The organism is Bradyrhizobium commune (genome assembly GCF_015624505.1).
Taxonomy (GTDB): domain Bacteria; phylum Pseudomonadota; class Alphaproteobacteria; order Rhizobiales; family Xanthobacteraceae; genus Bradyrhizobium; species Bradyrhizobium commune.
In genome coordinates this window covers 4,114,544-4,129,179 of the sequence record NZ_CP061379.1, presented here as the reverse complement: position 1 = coordinate 4,129,179, position 14,636 = coordinate 4,114,544, and the positions used below count along the sequence as shown (strand labels likewise).

At 64.9% G+C, this 14,636-nt stretch carries 14 protein-coding genes; 8 read left to right on the top strand and 6 right to left on the bottom strand.

What is annotated here, in order from left to right:
• Positions 1–407: 407 nt before the first annotated feature.
• On the top strand, positions 408–1,007 hold the full coding sequence (locus IC761_RS19455; RefSeq protein WP_195798263.1) for an NADPH-dependent F420 reductase: 600 nt from the start codon (positions 408–410) through the stop codon (positions 1,005–1,007).
• A 56-nt stretch (positions 1,008–1,063) separates the two neighbouring features.
• On the opposite strand, the gene IC761_RS19450 is transcribed toward IC761_RS19455, so the two are convergent.
• The gene (locus tag IC761_RS19450) at positions 1,064–1,807 is read right to left on the bottom strand and encodes an SDR family oxidoreductase (RefSeq protein ID WP_195798262.1); all 744 of its coding nucleotides are present in this window, start codon (positions 1,805–1,807) and stop codon (positions 1,064–1,066) included.
• A 420-nt stretch (positions 1,808–2,227) separates the two neighbouring features.
• Positions 2,228–3,304, bottom strand: coding sequence for a methyl-accepting chemotaxis protein (locus tag IC761_RS19445; RefSeq protein WP_195798261.1), 1,077 nt, complete (start codon positions 3,302–3,304; stop codon positions 2,228–2,230).
• A gap of 284 nt (positions 3,305–3,588) precedes the next feature.
• Here IC761_RS19445 and recJ point away from each other — a divergent pair, with 284 nt between their 5' ends.
• From recJ to IC761_RS19430, 3 genes are all read left to right on the top strand, one after another.
• Positions 3,589–5,430 carry a single-stranded-DNA-specific exonuclease RecJ gene (gene recJ, locus IC761_RS19440; protein ID WP_195798260.1) on the top strand — a complete coding sequence of 614 codons (1,842 nt, stop codon included), beginning with the start codon at positions 3,589–3,591 and terminating at the stop codon, positions 5,428–5,430.
• A 104-nt stretch (positions 5,431–5,534) separates the two neighbouring features.
• Positions 5,535–6,344: an SDR family NAD(P)-dependent oxidoreductase gene (locus tag IC761_RS19435; protein ID WP_195798259.1), complete on the top strand. Its 810-nt coding sequence runs from the start codon at positions 5,535–5,537 to the stop codon at positions 6,342–6,344.
• Between the two features lie 96 nt (positions 6,345–6,440).
• Positions 6,441–7,232 carry an aldolase gene (locus IC761_RS19430; protein WP_195798258.1) on the top strand — a complete coding sequence of 264 codons (792 nt, stop codon included), beginning with the start codon at positions 6,441–6,443 and terminating at the stop codon, positions 7,230–7,232.
• A 508-nt stretch (positions 7,233–7,740) separates the two neighbouring features.
• Here IC761_RS19430 and IC761_RS19425 read toward each other — a convergent pair.
• Positions 7,741–8,970, bottom strand: coding sequence for a lytic murein transglycosylase (locus tag IC761_RS19425; protein ID WP_195798257.1), 1,230 nt, complete (start codon positions 8,968–8,970; stop codon positions 7,741–7,743).
• Positions 8,971–9,104: 134 nt separating this feature from the next.
• On the opposite strand from IC761_RS19425, the gene IC761_RS19420 reads away from it, so the two are divergent.
• The 3 genes from IC761_RS19420 (at position 9,105) to IC761_RS19410 (ending at position 9,944) form a co-directional block, all read left to right on the top strand.
• On the top strand, positions 9,105–9,365 hold the full coding sequence (locus tag IC761_RS19420) for a hypothetical protein (RefSeq protein ID WP_195798256.1): 261 nt from the start codon (positions 9,105–9,107) through the stop codon (positions 9,363–9,365).
• 59 nt (positions 9,366–9,424) lie between these two features.
• On the top strand, positions 9,425–9,676 hold the full coding sequence (locus tag IC761_RS19415; protein WP_195798255.1) for a hypothetical protein: 252 nt from the start codon (positions 9,425–9,427) through the stop codon (positions 9,674–9,676).
• Positions 9,677–9,758: 82 nt separating this feature from the next.
• On the top strand, positions 9,759–9,944 hold the full coding sequence (locus IC761_RS19410; protein ID WP_195798254.1) for a hypothetical protein: 186 nt from the start codon (positions 9,759–9,761) through the stop codon (positions 9,942–9,944).
• Between the two features lie 192 nt (positions 9,945–10,136).
• On the opposite strand, the gene IC761_RS19405 is transcribed toward IC761_RS19410, so the two are convergent.
• The 3 genes from IC761_RS19405 to efp form a co-directional block, all read right to left on the bottom strand.
• Entirely contained in the window at positions 10,137–11,045 is a 909-nt protein-coding gene (locus IC761_RS19405) for an amino acid ABC transporter substrate-binding protein (RefSeq protein ID WP_195798253.1), read from the bottom strand.
• A gap of 165 nt (positions 11,046–11,210) precedes the next feature.
• On the bottom strand, positions 11,211–12,830 hold the full coding sequence (locus IC761_RS19400) for a M23 family peptidase (RefSeq protein WP_195798252.1): 1,620 nt from the start codon (positions 12,828–12,830) through the stop codon (positions 11,211–11,213).
• Positions 12,831–12,848: 18 nt separating this feature from the next.
• Entirely contained in the window at positions 12,849–13,415 is a 567-nt protein-coding gene (gene efp / locus IC761_RS19395; RefSeq protein WP_195798251.1) for an elongation factor P, read from the bottom strand.
• Between the two features lie 162 nt (positions 13,416–13,577).
• Between efp and epmA the strand changes: the two genes are divergently transcribed.
• Positions 13,578–14,630, top strand: coding sequence for an EF-P lysine aminoacylase EpmA (gene epmA, locus IC761_RS19390; protein ID WP_195798250.1), 1,053 nt, complete (start codon positions 13,578–13,580; stop codon positions 14,628–14,630).
• Positions 14,631–14,636 lie beyond the last annotated feature (6 nt).

The window sequence follows — 14,636 nt, the reverse complement described above, 5'->3', positions numbered from 1 at the left end:
AATTTGCACTCCCGCTCATTCGGGAACTGTCAAATAGTTCGCGCCCACAGGCTGTTCAGTGCGAAAGTTCGCACACCGCTGGTGCGCAGACGATCCGGTTTGGCGGCCGATGTCGGATGGGGCCAGCTCGGCGCGGATGACCGGTTTGAGCGCATTTCCGCAGGGTGGTAAGGGTGCGACTTCAGAAAACGCACCTCCGCGGTGCAGGATTGCACTCACGCGCAGGCTCGCCGCTCACGCATCGCTTCTCGCGGGGTTGTCTCCGTCCGGCGATTGAGCGGTGCGCTGGCGCACAACCGTTGTCGAAAAATCGCCAATCCCGTCCTCATGTGCGCGATCCTAGTTCTCCCGCAAGAGCAGAGCCGGCGGCTGCGACCGGATGCACCTGAACGAGAAGGACGGGATCGATGAGTTACGCAATTGTAGGTTTCGGGGCCGTTGGCCAGGCCCTCGCGCGCGCCTTTGAGCGTCAGGGTATGGAAGTCGCGGTTGCAGGGACACGGCCGCCCGAAGCGCTCGCACCGCTTGCGAAGGCGATCGGACCTTCGATCATCCCGAGATCGTTGCAGGACGCGCTTGCTGCCGAGATCGTGATTTTGGCCGTCCCGTTCTGGGCGCACCGCGACGTCGCGAAGGTAGCGGCGAGCTGGCAGGGCAAGATCGTGATTGATGCGACCAACGCGTTCGGTGTTTCACCCGGGGATCTGGGCGACCTTCCGTCCTCGGTCGTGATTTCCCGCGCCTTGAGCGGAGCGCGTTTGGTGAAAGCCTTCAACCATCTGCCCGCGGGAGTCCTTGGCGCCGATCCGAACGCCAAAGGCGGGCGGCGTGTCGTGTTCCTGGCGAGCGATGACGAGAGCGCGACCACGCAGGTGGCAGCCCTGGCCGAAGCGCTCGGCTTCGCGCCAGTCGGGCTGGGTAAGCTTGCGGAGGGCGGCTTGCTCGTGCAGGCGCGAGGCCGAATTTGGGCGCCGCTGATCTTTCAGGACCTTGTCAAGTTCAGGTGATGGTCGCGGGAGCAGGGATGTTGCGGCCCCAAATACGGCAACGCCATCGCGAAGGCTCAGAGGTTCGCGAGCCACGTTGCGAGCGGCGTTGTCCCGAGCCGCGCCTCGCCGAGCGGGACCAGAGATTTGTCGTCAATGGGCGCGCCGTAATAGGGCGCCTTCGGGTCTCCGACCACTGGACGGGTGTCGCCCGACGCCTTCACGCGTCGCGCGACGAATTCGTTGAAGGGGGCCTTCTCAGGTCCTGCGATATCGATCGTGCCGTTGAGCGGCCGGCCCATTGCGACCTCCGCGAGGCGATCAGCCACGTCTTCGGCCGCCATCGGCTGGAACTGCGCCGACGAAACGACGATCTTGCCCTCAGTCGCGCCCATCTCGGCAATGGCGCCGAGGAATTCAAAGAACTGGGTGGCGCGGACGATCGAGTAGGGGACCGAGGAGGACTTGATGACGGTCTCCTGCGCGAGCTTGGCACGAAAATACGAGATGTCGGGCGACCGTTCGGTCCCCACGATCGACAGCGCCACATGATGCTTCACGCCGGCGGCGGCCTCCGCTGCGACAAGATTTGTGCTCGAACGCCGGAAGAAATCGAGCACGGCGACCGGTTCCCAGGACGGCGCGTTGGCGACGTCGACGACGACATCCGCGCCGGCCAGCACGGCTGTGAGGCCTTCCCCGGTCACGGCGTTCACGCCTGATTTCGGCGAGGCCGCCACGGCCTTATGGCCGCGTTCCCCAAGCTTCGTCACGAGCTTGGATCCGATCAATCCGGTCCCGCCGATCACGACGATCTTCATGGCATGGCTCCTTCGCATGTTTGCGAGCGGGGGATGATTGAAGCAGGATGATGCCCGCGCTCGTCCGATGTGGGCGGCGTTATACCGGAGCAATGCGGCAGCCTCTTGCCTGAAGCCGGCCTGCCTTGCCGGAAAGTGCTCAAGACGTGTCGTCGCGATAGGACAACAATCGGTCAGGGATCATTCCCTTGTGTCTCAAGCATTCGCCTGCTCGCCGCAGGGTCTCTGCTTCGAGTTTCGATGTGCGGGAGGAGGGGGGAGCGCTCCGGTGCGAGCCTGCGCGATGATGGCAGATTGCCAGTGTTTTGCCCGACCGAGTCAAATGATCAGGCCGGACGAAAAAAGCTCGTGCCTTCAATCCCCCCGCTGCTGAGCATGGGGTTTTTTCTCGACTTTTGTTCGGGGAGGCGCTAGCCCGGCTTACGCCCCGCAGACGATCACGCCGTACCAGCCGAGGCCGCGATAGGTCTCGTAGCCGGGCGTGGCGTGGAACGCAGTGACTCCGCCCGAGCGGTCCTGATAGAAGCCGGAGCGCTGGCCGTTGTGGGAGAGCGGCACGCGCTCGCTCAAAATGCCCTGGCCGTCGGAGGCGGCGATGACCCGGAAATTGGAGTCGACCAGCAGCACGCGGGCCTTGTCGCTGTCGCCGACGCGCACGCCCTGCACGATGGCACGGGCCTGCGGCTCCCAGTCGAAATGGATGGCGAGCACGCCGATCGGCGCACCGTTGGCCTGGCCGCCGGCGCGCACGCTGGCGCAGTAGGTCGCGACCTGCGCGTTGCCGAGCAGGGGCTGGCTCTCGATGTCGCCGGCGACATAGTCGTCGCCGGAGCGCAAGGTCCGTGCCTCGCGGAACCATTTGGTGTGGGCGACGTTCTGGCCGACGGCGCGGAAGCGGTCGGCGCGGCCGTTGGCGATGACGTTGCCGTCGAGATCGCAGAGCCAGAGGTCGAGATAGACGGTGTAGGCGCCGAGGATGACGCCAAGGCGCTGCGAGGCGTAGGTCACCGCCGCCGGAGCAGGAGAGGCGGCGCAATCGACCACGGCGGAGTCTGTTGCCCACCAGCGTACGTCGCAGGTGCGCTCATAGAGGTTGCGGTCGATCAGCTCGATGGCGTTGAGCGACAGATCCATCATCCGCTCGCCGCGCGAGCGCTGGCTCATGCGATCGATCGAGGCGACCAGATCGCCGGTGCGTTTCGTCAGTTGCGTCTCCAGCTCGCGGGCGATGGTCTCGACCTGCTGGCCGACGCCGCGCACCTCCTGCGCCACCACGGCGAAGCCCGCGCCTTGCGCGCCGGCGCGCGAGCTCTCGATCAGCGCGTTCAGCGCCAGCATCTTCATCTGATTGGTGATCTGCTGGATCGACTTGGTCTTGTCGACCGCGATCTGGTTGACCTCGGCGGTGAGGCGATTGATCAGCGCGGAGATGTCGGAATCATCATCGGCGGGTTCGGCGGCAATCGGCTTGGCTTTCAGACCCAGCGCAGCAGACATCGGGGACTTCCCTTGGCAATGAGGCCTGATCTGTAGTGAACCCGGAACAATCGCTGACAGATCGAATACGAGTCTTTTTCTAGGATTCAACCTAACGCCTGCTTAATTTGCTGTTCGGAGGAATGCCCAAATGATAGTCACTCCCGCCGGTTAGGCAGCCATCCACCGCTTTGTGCGGTCCGGCCGTTGCAAATCCCGCGGGATTGCCGGCCAATCCTTCGAGACAAGTGACGGGTGTCCGTGATCGTACGGGTCCTCGTGTTCCCAGCAGCCAGCCTCGCATCATGACGCCGCCCGCCACCGCGTTACCCGTCGAAGCGCCCCAGGCCTTCCTGGGGGTCGCGCGTTCGCTGACTGACAAGCTCTGGCGCGACCGGCTTGACGGGCGCGGGGCGGCCAAGGCGCTTGCCATCGTGCAGCGCCACCAATTGCCGGAACTGCTGGCGCGTGTGCTGGCCGGTCGCGGCATCGACATCGACGCGGTTCCCGACTTTCTCGATCCCACCATCCGAAAATTGCTGCCCGACCCCTTCACCGTGACGGAGATGGAGGCGGCATCGAAGCGGATCGCGGATGCCGCCGTGACGGGCGAGCAGGTCGCGATTTTCGGCGACTATGACGTCGACGGCGCGACCTCGGCGGCACTGCTCGCCTGGCATCTGCGCCATTGCGGGCTCGACCCGCTGATCCACATTCCCGACCGGATCTTTGAGGGCTATGGCCCCAACACCGAAGCGGTCCGGGCTCTGGCCGCCAAGGGCGCCACCCTGCTCGTCACCGTCGATTGCGGCACCACCAGCATCGAGCCGCTCGCCGAGGCCAAACGGCTTGGCATGTCCGTGGTCGTGATCGACCATCACCAGGCCGGCGAAGTGCTTCCGGAAGTCGATGCGCTGGTCAATCCGAACCGGCTCGACGATCTCTCCGGCCTCGGCCATCTCGCCGCCGTCGGTCTCGTGCTGGTGACGCTGGTCGCGGTCAATCGCGAGCTGCGCCAGCGCGGCTTCTGGACGAACGAAATGCCCGAGCCCGATCTGCTCGGCATGCTGCATCATGTCGCGCTCGGCACTGTCGCCGACGTCGCGCCGTTGATCGGGCTGAACCGCGCCTTCGTTGCCAAGGGGCTGATCGCGATGCGGCGGCGCGACCATGTCGGCCACACCGCGCTGATGGACGTGGCGCGGCTCAACGGCCCGCCGGAGGCCTGGCATCTCGGCTTCATGCTCGGGCCGCGCGTCAATGCCGGCGGCCGCATCGGCCGCGCCGATCTCGGCGTGCGGCTGCTGCTCGAAGGCGACAGCGTCGAGGCCGCGCGGATCGCCGCCGAGCTCGACCGCCTCAACAGCGAGCGTCGCGTCATCGAGCAGGCCGCCGAAGCGCAGGCTGAAGCCGAGGCGCTGGCCTCGATCGGGCTCGAGGACAAGCTCGGCGTCATCGTCACGGCCTCCGAAGGCTGGCATCCCGGCGTGGTCGGCCTCGTCGCCTCCCGCCTCAAGGAGAAGTTCTCGCGGCCGGCCTTTGCCATCGCGCTCGAGCCCGGCGGCATCGGCACCGGCTCGGGCCGCTCGATCGCCGGCGTCGATCTCGGCAAGGCGGTGCGGCAGGCGGTCACTGATGGCATTTTGCTGAAAGGCGGCGGCCACGCCATGGCCGCGGGCGTGACGCTGCGGAAGGAAAAGCTCGCGGAATTCCGCGCCTATCTCGAAAACGCGCTGGCGCGTGACGTCGCCGAGGCGCGCCATGTCAACGAGCTCTATATCGACGGCGCGGTCTCCGCGCGCGCCGTGACGCCTGAGCTCGCGACCACGCTCAACCGCGCCGGCCCCTTCGGCAGCGGCAATCCCGAAGCCGTGCTGGCGCTGCCGGCGCATCAGCTCATCTTTGCCGACGAGGTCGGGCAGGCGCACTTAAGGCTACGCTTCAAGTCTGGCGACGGCGCGATCGTCAACGCCATCGCATTCCGTTCGGTCGGCCAAAAGCTCGGCAACGTGCTTGTCGCCAACCGCGGCCAGCAATTGCATGTTGCGGGTTCGCTGTCGGTCGATCGCTATCAAGGCGCCGAGCGCGTGCAGTTTCGCGTCATCGACGTGGCGCTACCGGACCAGGGGCCATCCGTGATTAGGTGACGCATGATCCGGAAAAGTGCGAAGCGGTTTTCCGACAAGATCATGCGCAAAAATAGACGGCTTCGAACAACAAACGTCAAACAACAAAAAGAAAGGGAGTAAACATGACAGGGCAGGTTGAGGGCAAGGTCGCGCTGGTGACGGGCGGCGCGTCGGGCATTGGGGAAGCGATCGTCGAGCTGTTCGCGCGCGAAGGCGCGACCGTCGTCATCTCGGACATCGACGAGCTGCGCGGACCCGAGCTCGCCAAGCGAGTCACGAAAGCCGGCGGCAACGCGATCTTCCTGGAGCAGGACGTCACCAGCGAGGAGCGCTGGATCGAGGTCGTGGCCGACGTTGCGAAGCGCTACGGCCGGCTCGATATCATGGTCTCGAATGCCGGCATCGGCATTGCCGTGCCCTCGATCACCGACATGACGCTCGGCGACTGGCGCAAGCAGAACGCGATCAATCTCGACGGCGTGTTTCTCTCGGTCAAGCATTGTCTGCCGCTGATGCGCAAGACCGGCGGCGGCTCGATCGTCATGATGTCCTCGCTGGCGGGCCTGCGCGGCGCGCCTGGGCTCTCGGCCTATTCGGCGACCAAGGGCGGCGTGCGGCTGTTTGCGAAATCGATCGCGATGGAATGTGCGGCGGCCGGCGACGGCATCCGCGTCAACTCCGTCCATCCCGGCATCATCGATACGCCGATTTGGGGCAAGATTCCGACGGGCGCGACCGGCAATCAGGGCAACGCGCCGATCGATCCGGAGGAGCGCGCCAGGGTCGCGACCCCGCTCGCCCGCGCCGGCCAGGCCTCGGAGATTGCCTCCGGCGTGCTGTATCTGGCGTCAGATGCCTCGCGTTACGTCACCGGCAGCGAGCTCGTCATCGACGGCGGCATGAACGCAGGCGGGGTGCCGCGGCGGGCGTGAGACGCGCAGGGCAGGGTGGCGGCAGCAGGGGCTGACGCAGCGGCGTCGGCCCTGTAGAACGCCGATGTCTCCTGCCCGAAAGAGGTCTCCGTCGCCATGGCGCACAGCCTTCAGTCTTCATCGCCGACGCCGTTCCGCTCGAACCGGCCGGACCTCGCCACCGACGCGATCCGCACCGCGCGCGAGGATCTCGCCGCCTGCTTCCGCATGGCCGCGCGCAATGGCTTTGAGGAGGGCATCTGCAACCATTTCTCCGCCGTGGTGCCGGGCCATGACGATCTCTTCCTCGTCAACCCCTATGGCTACGCCTTCCGCGAATTGACCGCCTCGAAGCTGCTGATCTGCGACTTCCACGGCAACGTGCTCGACGGCGAGGGCGTGCCCGAGGCGACCGCGTTCTACATCCATGCCGAGATGCACAAGCGCCTGCCGCGCGCCAAGGTCGCCTTCCACACCCATATGCCGTACGCCACAGCGCTGTCGATGACCGAGGGCGAGCCCCTGATCTGGGCCGGCCAGACCGCGCTGAAATTCTACGGCCGCACCGTGGTCGACCGCGACTACAACGGCCTTGCGCTGGACAATCGCGAAGGCGCCCGCATTGCGTCGGCCGTCGGCGATGCCGACATCGTCTTCATGAAGCATCACGGCGTGATGGTGCTGGCGCCGACGATTGCGGAAGCCTGGGACGATCTCTATTACCTCGAGCGTGCCGCCGAGGTGCAGGTGCTGGCGATGTCGACGGGACGAAAAGTCCTGCCGGTCGATCCGGCCATCGCGGCCGAAACCTACAGGCAGATGCGCGAAGGCGATTCCGAATCCGCCCGACTCCATCTCGCCGCGATCCGCCGCCAGCTCGATGCCGAAGAGCCGCAGTACAGGCATTAGCGAGGGCCGCGTAGCCCGGATGGAGCGACTTGTCCGCCGTAGCTCGGAGAGCGAAGGCCGGTTTAGCGGATTGATGCAGAGGGGATGACGTGTTGCAGCAGTTAAATGCACTGGACTGCGCCCCTGAAGTGAGACACGGCAATTCCCGTGACAGTGCAGTTGCCTACCGCACTTGCCCGGAGGTTGGATATCAGCAGGGCTTCCGCGCGCCGCGATTGGCTGTCGCCGCTTTCGGATAGCCAGCATGCCATAGTGCCACTGTTTTGCCCGACGAATCAAATGCTATTCGTAAAATTCGAAATTCGTGCAGGCCTTGAAGCGCGCCCGGCTGACGGCACGTCTGGCCGCGACGACCACCCCGCGCCGCAGACGCTGCGGTGCTTGCCTGTTTGCTTCTGATTTGCTCGACGCGGCAATGGTTTGACGGAGCGGGGCTCGTGCCGGCCAGCCGTCGCGTTTCTACTGTGCATGGGGTTGTTTTTCAATTTTTGCAGAAGGGCGGCCCGAGCTACGACCTCTGCCGCAGCTTTGCCAGCACCTTCAGGCCGCCATAGCCGTCCGCAGGCGTGATCCCGGCGCGCTGCTGAAAATCCTTGATCGCCTTCATCGTGTCGTTGCCGACGCGGCCGTCGGTGCCGCCGGTGTCGAAACCGGCCTTGGTCAGACGCGTCTGCATCTCCTGCACCTCGGCGAGTGTCAGCGCGCGCTCGGAGCCCGGGAACGGCTGGATGAAGGGCGGCGCACCAAGGCAGCGATCGCCGAGATGGCAGATCGCCAGCGCATAATTCATCGAGGGATTGTAGCTCTTCACCGCGTAGAAATTCGGTCCCAGGAGAAATGTTGGTCCGCCTGCAACCGGCGTCCACATCTGCGCGGATGCGTTCGGTTGCGGAAACGGCTGGCCGTCGGCGCGGGTGACGCCGGCCGATTGCCAGGCGGCGTAGCTGCGGCTCCCGCTCATCTCGCCGGGGCTGCGCACCTCATAGCCCCAATGCTCGCCGCGATGCCATTTGCCGCGATTGACGAGATATTTTGCGGTCGACCCCAGCGCGTCGTCGGGCTTGCCGAACGGCGAGACCTTGCCGTCGCCGTCATAGTCGATGCCGACATTGAGCCAGACCTCCGGCATCCATTGCGAATGTCCCATCGCGCCGGCCCAGGATCCCTGCATCTGCTCGGGCGTGCTCCAGCCCTTGTCGACGATGCGCAGCGCATTGATCAGCTCGGCTTCCCAATAGGCCTTGCGGCGCGGCTCGTTCCAGGCGAGCGCGGCGAGCGAGGGAAACACTGGCGTCATGTGGTTCTGCTGCACCAGGGGATCGCCGTAAGCGGACTCCACGCCCCACAGCGCCAGCAGCGTGCCGCGCTCGACGCCGAAATCGCGCTCGATGCGCGCGAACAGCGCCTCGTTGTTCTTCAGCGCGATCTTGCCGTTGATGATGCGCCAGTCGGAGACCCGGCGGTTGATGTATTGCCAGACCTGCTCGTGGAATTCCGGCTGGTTGCGGATTTCCTTGAATACGCTCATGTCCGGCTCGACCCGCGCCATCGCGCGCTGCCAGGTCGCCGCCGAAATGCCCTTGGCCATGGCGCGTGCGCGAAAACCCTCACGCCATTCGTCGAAGCCCGGAGGCGAGGCGAGAACGCGCGCTGGATATGCCAGCAGGGTCGCTGCGCCAAGCGCCGACCGGAGCAGGGCGCGGCGGGTGTAACGGGCCGAGGAATCAGCTGGTTTCATCGACGCATTGTAGCGGGAAACGCGGCCCCTGTGAGTCGGTTCCTGGAACAGGGGAACAGTCCATCACCCCTGCGTTCCCAGGAACTAAGTGTCGCACTCCCGCATTCCCTCCGCACACAATTGAGGAGGACAACATGCGGAAAGTTCTGTTTGCCGCCGCCATGGTCACGGCCATCGCGGCCCCTGCGTTCGCGGACGAGGTTGGTGTTCACGTCGGTCCGGTCGGCGCCGGCGTGACGGTCGGCGAGTCCCACGAATATCGCGACCGCGATCGCGATCGTGATCGTACCACGGTGATCAAGGAGCGTGCGCCCGCCGACCGCACCACGGTGATCAAGAAGGAAGATGAATACGGCAATCGCAGCAAGACCGTGATCCATCACGACAACGACTGACGGCACAGGGCCCCGGCCGAACCGCCGGGGCCCGCTTGCTTCGAAGACTTTGGGGTGGAATGAAGATACGCGCACATGCGGAAAGCCATATCGTCGAGCTGGACGACGGATCGCACTGGCAGATTTTTCCAGGCGATCTCGCGGCGACACTGAGCTGGAAACCCGAGACGGATTTGCACCTGGAGCCGAGCGGCGACCGGGTGAGTTCGCACGTGCTGGTCAACGCCGCAGACCGAACCCGCGTGCGGGTGATTGCAGCGGGGGAGAGCTGGCCTGCCGGCGAGGTTAAGAAAGTATTGAAGGGCGACTAGCGCGTCGCTTGCACAGCAACAATCCTGAATTTGATGCGACGGCTTTACGGTCGGTTCGTTCCTCCAAGCGCAGACTACGCGCATGCGAGAGCTGTTCCACATTATCAGCGCCAATCCCTGGCCGTTCGGTGCAGGACTGCTGGTCGTGATCATGATGATCATCGCGGAGAACTTCGGCCGCGGCATCCAGGGTGACGGCGACTTCGGCTTTTTCGGCGACTTCGGGGATGGCGACGGGGGCGATGGCGGCGACGGAGGAGGCGACTAGGCCTCGTCCTGGAGATCGATCGCAACGTCGGCGAGCCAGCGGCGGATAGTGGCTTCGGCCCTGCCGTCCAGTCCCGTCACCAGGCGTTTCCTCCAGTTCGAGTACGCGCCCGGGTGAGCGAACGAACACCCGGGGACGGTTGTCGTTGGAATCCCGGATGTCGCGTTGCTGGTCCGGGGCTACGGGCTGTCCTCAGCCCCCGTAAGACGCAGGATCAGGATTGTCCGACGGATGCTCGAACGACTTCTTCAGCGCGGCCGGCATCGGCACGCGGAAGTTCAGCCCGCGCGGCGGCACTGGCTCCATGAACCATTTGTTGTAGATCTTCTCGATCTCCGGGCTCTTGTAGAGCTTTGCGGTCGCCCGATCGACCACAGCCTTGAATGGCGCGTCGTCCTTGCGCAGCATGATGCCATAGGGCTCCGGATCGGAAAATGCGCCAGTGCTGATCGCGTAGAGCGACGGATCCTTGGAGGAGGCGATCATCGAGGCAAGCTGGATGTCGTCCATGACGAATGCCACAGCCCGGTCGGTCTCGACCATCAGGAACGCCTCTGGGACGTCCTTGGCATTCATCACGTTGATGCCGAGCGAGTGAGCAGCATTGGCCTTGTTGAGCTGGGTGATGTTGGTCGTGCCCGAGACCGAGACGACGGCCTTGCCCTTGAGGTCGTCGACCTGATCAAGTTTCAGCGCCTTCTTGGATACAAAGCGGCTGGCCGTGAGGAAATGGGTGTTGGTGAACCACACCTGCTTCTGGCGTTCGGCGTTGTTGGTCGTCGAGCCGCATTCGAGATCGACCGTGCCGTTGGCCATCAGCGGAATGCGGTTGGACGAGGTGACGAGGTTCTCATTGACCTCGAGCTTGTCCATCTTGAGCTCGGCCTTGATCTCCTCGACGATCTTCATGCAGATGTCGATGGCGTAGCCGACGGTCTTCTGCTTCTCGTCGATATAGCTGAAGGGCACTGAACTGTCGCGCACCCCGAGCGTGATCGCACCGGTCTCCTTGATCTTCTTCAACGTCCCGGTCAATTCATCCGCATGAGCCGGCACGGCGAACGCAACGGCCAGAACGGCTACCGTGGTGAGACAACGCATATGCTTCCCTTCATCCTGTTTGCCTGCCGAGAGCCAAGCAATTCTGGGGCCAGAGAGGGATAGGTCGTAGGGAAAGTCTGGAGCGACCCGATCGGGCCTCGCGCGGCGGGGAGCCCGTCATGGGATTGTCATCGACGTGCATCGCCAGGTGAGGCCTGAGCAGCCTCAGTTCTCCTCGCTGCTCGATCCCTCGCGGAGGTCGGGCTTGACCACATCCTCAGGCAGCGCGTGGGCGACCGGCTGCGCGGCGCCCGCGACCTCGGGGCCGGTCTCGCGGCCGCGGGCCCGGATCAGGCGTTCATAGGCCGAGACCAGCGTGGTGTAGGGGCTGACCCAGATCCACCCGTCGCGGGTGAACACCTGGACGTCGAAATGCAGGTGCATGGATGTGCCGGCGGGATGGTCGAGATAGTTGGAGACCATGCCAATCTTCTCGCCCTCGGCGACGAGGCGGCCGTTGAGCAAACCGTCGGCGTTCATGGCTTGCGGGTTCATATGCATGTAGCGGAAGCGGATGTGCTCGGTGCGGCTGTTGACCTCGAGCGTCGCGGCCTGGTCCTTGGAGCCACGGATCACTATGGCGTCGCGCACGGCAACGACGCTGCGCTGCTTGGGGTCGCAGGGTTCGCGCGCCTCGCCCGGCGGCGGGCAGTCGGCGGCGCGGATGTCCTCACCCTGGTGGCCGTAGCCGCCGCTGCATTGCCAGACTTCAAAGCTGCGGGACTCGCAGAAATTATCGCGCCAGGGATAAGCGGTCGGACGTTCATTGTCGCGCTTGGCGTAGGATTGCGAGCGCACGAAGGCGGGCACCTTTTCCAGCGGAAAGCGGATCTGCGCATAGGCCATCACGTCGGGATGGCCGCCCTGCTTGCGGTACCCGGTGTTCGGGATGATGTCACCGCTCGGCCGGTAGCTGAAATCCGCCGAGCGTGCGGCGGGACGATCAATCACGTCGGAGGCGATCTCCATCAACGGCCGCATGCGATGGCCGCCGGCGATGCGTAGCGCCTTCAGGAAGCGCTCGGCGACAGGATAGGCCTCCTTGCAGGCAAGCCGGCGCGGCTTTGCGACGCTGTCCAGGCACTGGATGGAGACGACATAGGCGACGCCGAAACGGGAGAAGGCGTAGCGCACGTAGCCTTCGCGAATGAATTTGCGCAGATCCGGATAGATGGCTGCGAGCGGCTTGACCGGCTCGCCCTTGCCGCCGGCGGGATCGGCGATGTCGTAGACCAGCGCCGAGCCTGTGATCTGCACCTCGACCGGCCTTGCGAAGGTACGTGACGGCATGCCGTCGCCGGCGCCGGGCTCAAGCGAAAAGCTCGCGCTGTAGCCGGCGGGACCGGCATCGAACATGTCGACCGGATTGAAATCGGCCTGGTAGCGCGACAGTGACAGGCTGGACGGTGCGCCGCTCCGCTGCGCGTCGAGATAGGCCGCGGCGTCGAATGGCAGCAGCACGGGCACCGCGCTTCGGGCAATGCCGGTGAAGAATTGCGAGGAAACTGCGTTGAGCTGTACCAGCGCCGGCGTGGCGCGCGCATCGTAGCGCGGCACCGAGCGGCGCGGCACGAAGATGAAATCGCCGGCGACCTGCGGGCGGCTATTGATCTCGGTGCGAAGCTGGTCGAGCGCTGCGCGCCAATCGATGCGCAGGGCTGTGAGTGAGGGGCTGCGGAATTCGTCGGCGGCCAGCGGCGTTGCGAAGGGGAGCGACAGCGACGCCAGAAGAAGCGAGACGAAGCGGAAACTCTTCCTGGCCACTGTCTCGCCCCCCGGCGGCACCTGTCCCTGATCCCTCGCTTAGTCCTTGGCGCGCTCGGAGTAAGAGCCGTCCTCGGTCATCACCACGATGCGGGTGCCGACCGAGATGTGCGGCGGCACCGTGGTGCGGATGCCGTTGGAGAGCACTGCCGGCTTGTAGGAGGAAGAGGCGGTCTGACCCTTGGTCACCGGCTCGGTCTCGACCACTTCCAGCGTCACGCGCTGCGGCAGCGCGAGCGAGACCACGTTGACGTCGTGGGTCGACAGTTTGACAGTCATGTCCGGTTGAAGATACGCGGCCGCGTCGCCGACGACGTCCTTGGAGACCTGGACCTGATCATAGGTCTCGGGGTTCATGAAGTGAAAGCCGTCGCCATCTTCATACAGGAACGTGAAGTTGCGCTCTTCGATCGTGGCCTTTTCGACCTGGTCAGTGGTCTTGTAGCGCTCGGAGATCTTTACCCCGTCCGAGATTCGGCGCATCTCGATCTGGCTGACCGGGGTGCCCTTGCCGGGATGGATGTTCTCGGCGCTCACGACGACATAGAGCTTGCCGTCTTGCTCGATCACGTTGCCCTTGCGAATAGAACTGGCGATGACTCTCAAAGCTGTATTTCCTGCTTGCTTGGCCCGGCTCAGGCCAGGACGTGGTCAAAATGATGGGGGACTGGGGGCCGCAAATCGGACCTCGGCGCCCGTTTCGGGCCGCAACATACTGATTTTGCCGTTGGATGCCAGCTTTTTGCTGACCCGCGGGGCGTTTGGCTGATGGCTGGGGACAAGCCGATTTCGCCGTTCTGGTCGCCGGGACGGCACCTCGACCGGCGGCCTTTCCTCCAGGCCAGGGGGGCCATTACCGGGGCTTTACGGGGCTTTTTCGCCGAGCAGGGCTTCGTCGAGGTCGAAACCTCCGTCCTTCAGGTGTCGCCGGGCAATGAGACCCATTTGCACGCCCCGCGGACCGAGATCACGCGGCCCGACGGCAGCCGGGCCAGCCGCTACTTACGGACCTCCCCCGAATTCGCCTGCAAGAAGCTTTTGGCGGCCGGCGAGACGCGAATCTTCGAGTTTGCCCGGGTGTTCCGCGACCGCGAGCGTGGCGACCTGCATCTGCCCGAATTCACCATGCTGGAATGGTACCGCGCCAGTGCGCCCTATGACGCCATCATGGCCGACACCATCGTCGTCGTCGCCAGCGCGGCCCGGGCGACCGGCATCAGCACGTTCACCTTCCGCGGCCTCACTGCCGATCCCTTTGCCGAGCCCGAGCTCCTGACGGTCGCAGGCGCCTTCGACCGGTTCGCCGGCATCGATCTGCTGTCGACAATCGCGGGCGGCGAGGGTAATCGTGCCGCGCTCGCCGAAGCAGCCGCCGGCAAGGTTCGTGTGGCCGGGGACGACACCTGGTCGGACATCTTCAGCAAGGTCCTGGTCGAGCATGTCGAGCCGCATCTCGGTCAGGGGCGTTTGACCATCCTGTTCGAGTACCCATCTCCAGAGGCGGCGCTGGCGCGGGTGAAGGCGGACGACCCCAGGGTCGCGGAGCGCTTCGAGGTCTATGCCTGCGGCGTCGAGCTCGCCAACGGCTTTGGCGAATTGACCGACGCCGAGGAGCAGCGCCGCCGCTTCACGGACTCGATGGCGGAAAAGCAGCGCCGTTACGGCGAAGCCTACCCGCTGGACGACGATTTTCTTGCCGCGGTCGCTCAAATGCCGGAGGCGAGCGGCGTCGCGCTCGGCTTCGACCGGCTGGTGATGCTGGCGAGCGGCGCAACACGGATTGACCAGGTGGTGTGGACGCCGCCTGCGGGTGAACCATGAACTGAG

Bases quoted from the DNA above. Each gene is read 5' to 3' on its own strand.
- IC761_RS19405 (WP_195798253.1), bottom strand. From the start codon at position 11,045: ATGCGTTGTCTCACCACGGTAGCCGTTCTGGCCGTTGCGTTCGCCGTG.
- IC761_RS19435 (WP_195798259.1), top strand. From the start codon at position 5,535: ATGACAGGGCAGGTTGAGGGCAAGGTCGCGCTGGTGACGGGCGGCGCG.
- IC761_RS19445 (WP_195798261.1), bottom strand. From the start codon at position 3,304: ATGTCTGCTGCGCTGGGTCTGAAAGCCAAGCCGATTGCCGCCGAACCC.
- IC761_RS19455 (WP_195798263.1), top strand. From the start codon at position 408: ATGAGTTACGCAATTGTAGGTTTCGGGGCCGTTGGCCAGGCCCTCGCG.
- IC761_RS19410 (WP_195798254.1), top strand. From the start codon at position 9,759: ATGCGAGAGCTGTTCCACATTATCAGCGCCAATCCCTGGCCGTTCGGT.
- IC761_RS19450 (WP_195798262.1), bottom strand. From the start codon at position 1,807: ATGAAGATCGTCGTGATCGGCGGGACCGGATTGATCGGATCCAAGCTC.
- recJ (WP_195798260.1), top strand. From the start codon at position 3,589: ATGACGCCGCCCGCCACCGCGTTACCCGTCGAAGCGCCCCAGGCCTTC.
- IC761_RS19430 (WP_195798258.1), top strand. From the start codon at position 6,441: ATGGCGCACAGCCTTCAGTCTTCATCGCCGACGCCGTTCCGCTCGAAC.
- epmA (WP_195798250.1), top strand. From the start codon at position 13,578: ATGGCTGGGGACAAGCCGATTTCGCCGTTCTGGTCGCCGGGACGGCAC.
- IC761_RS19425 (WP_195798257.1), bottom strand. From the start codon at position 8,970: ATGAAACCAGCTGATTCCTCGGCCCGTTACACCCGCCGCGCCCTGCTC.
- IC761_RS19415 (WP_195798255.1), top strand. From the start codon at position 9,425: ATGAAGATACGCGCACATGCGGAAAGCCATATCGTCGAGCTGGACGAC.
- IC761_RS19420 (WP_195798256.1), top strand. From the start codon at position 9,105: ATGCGGAAAGTTCTGTTTGCCGCCGCCATGGTCACGGCCATCGCGGCC.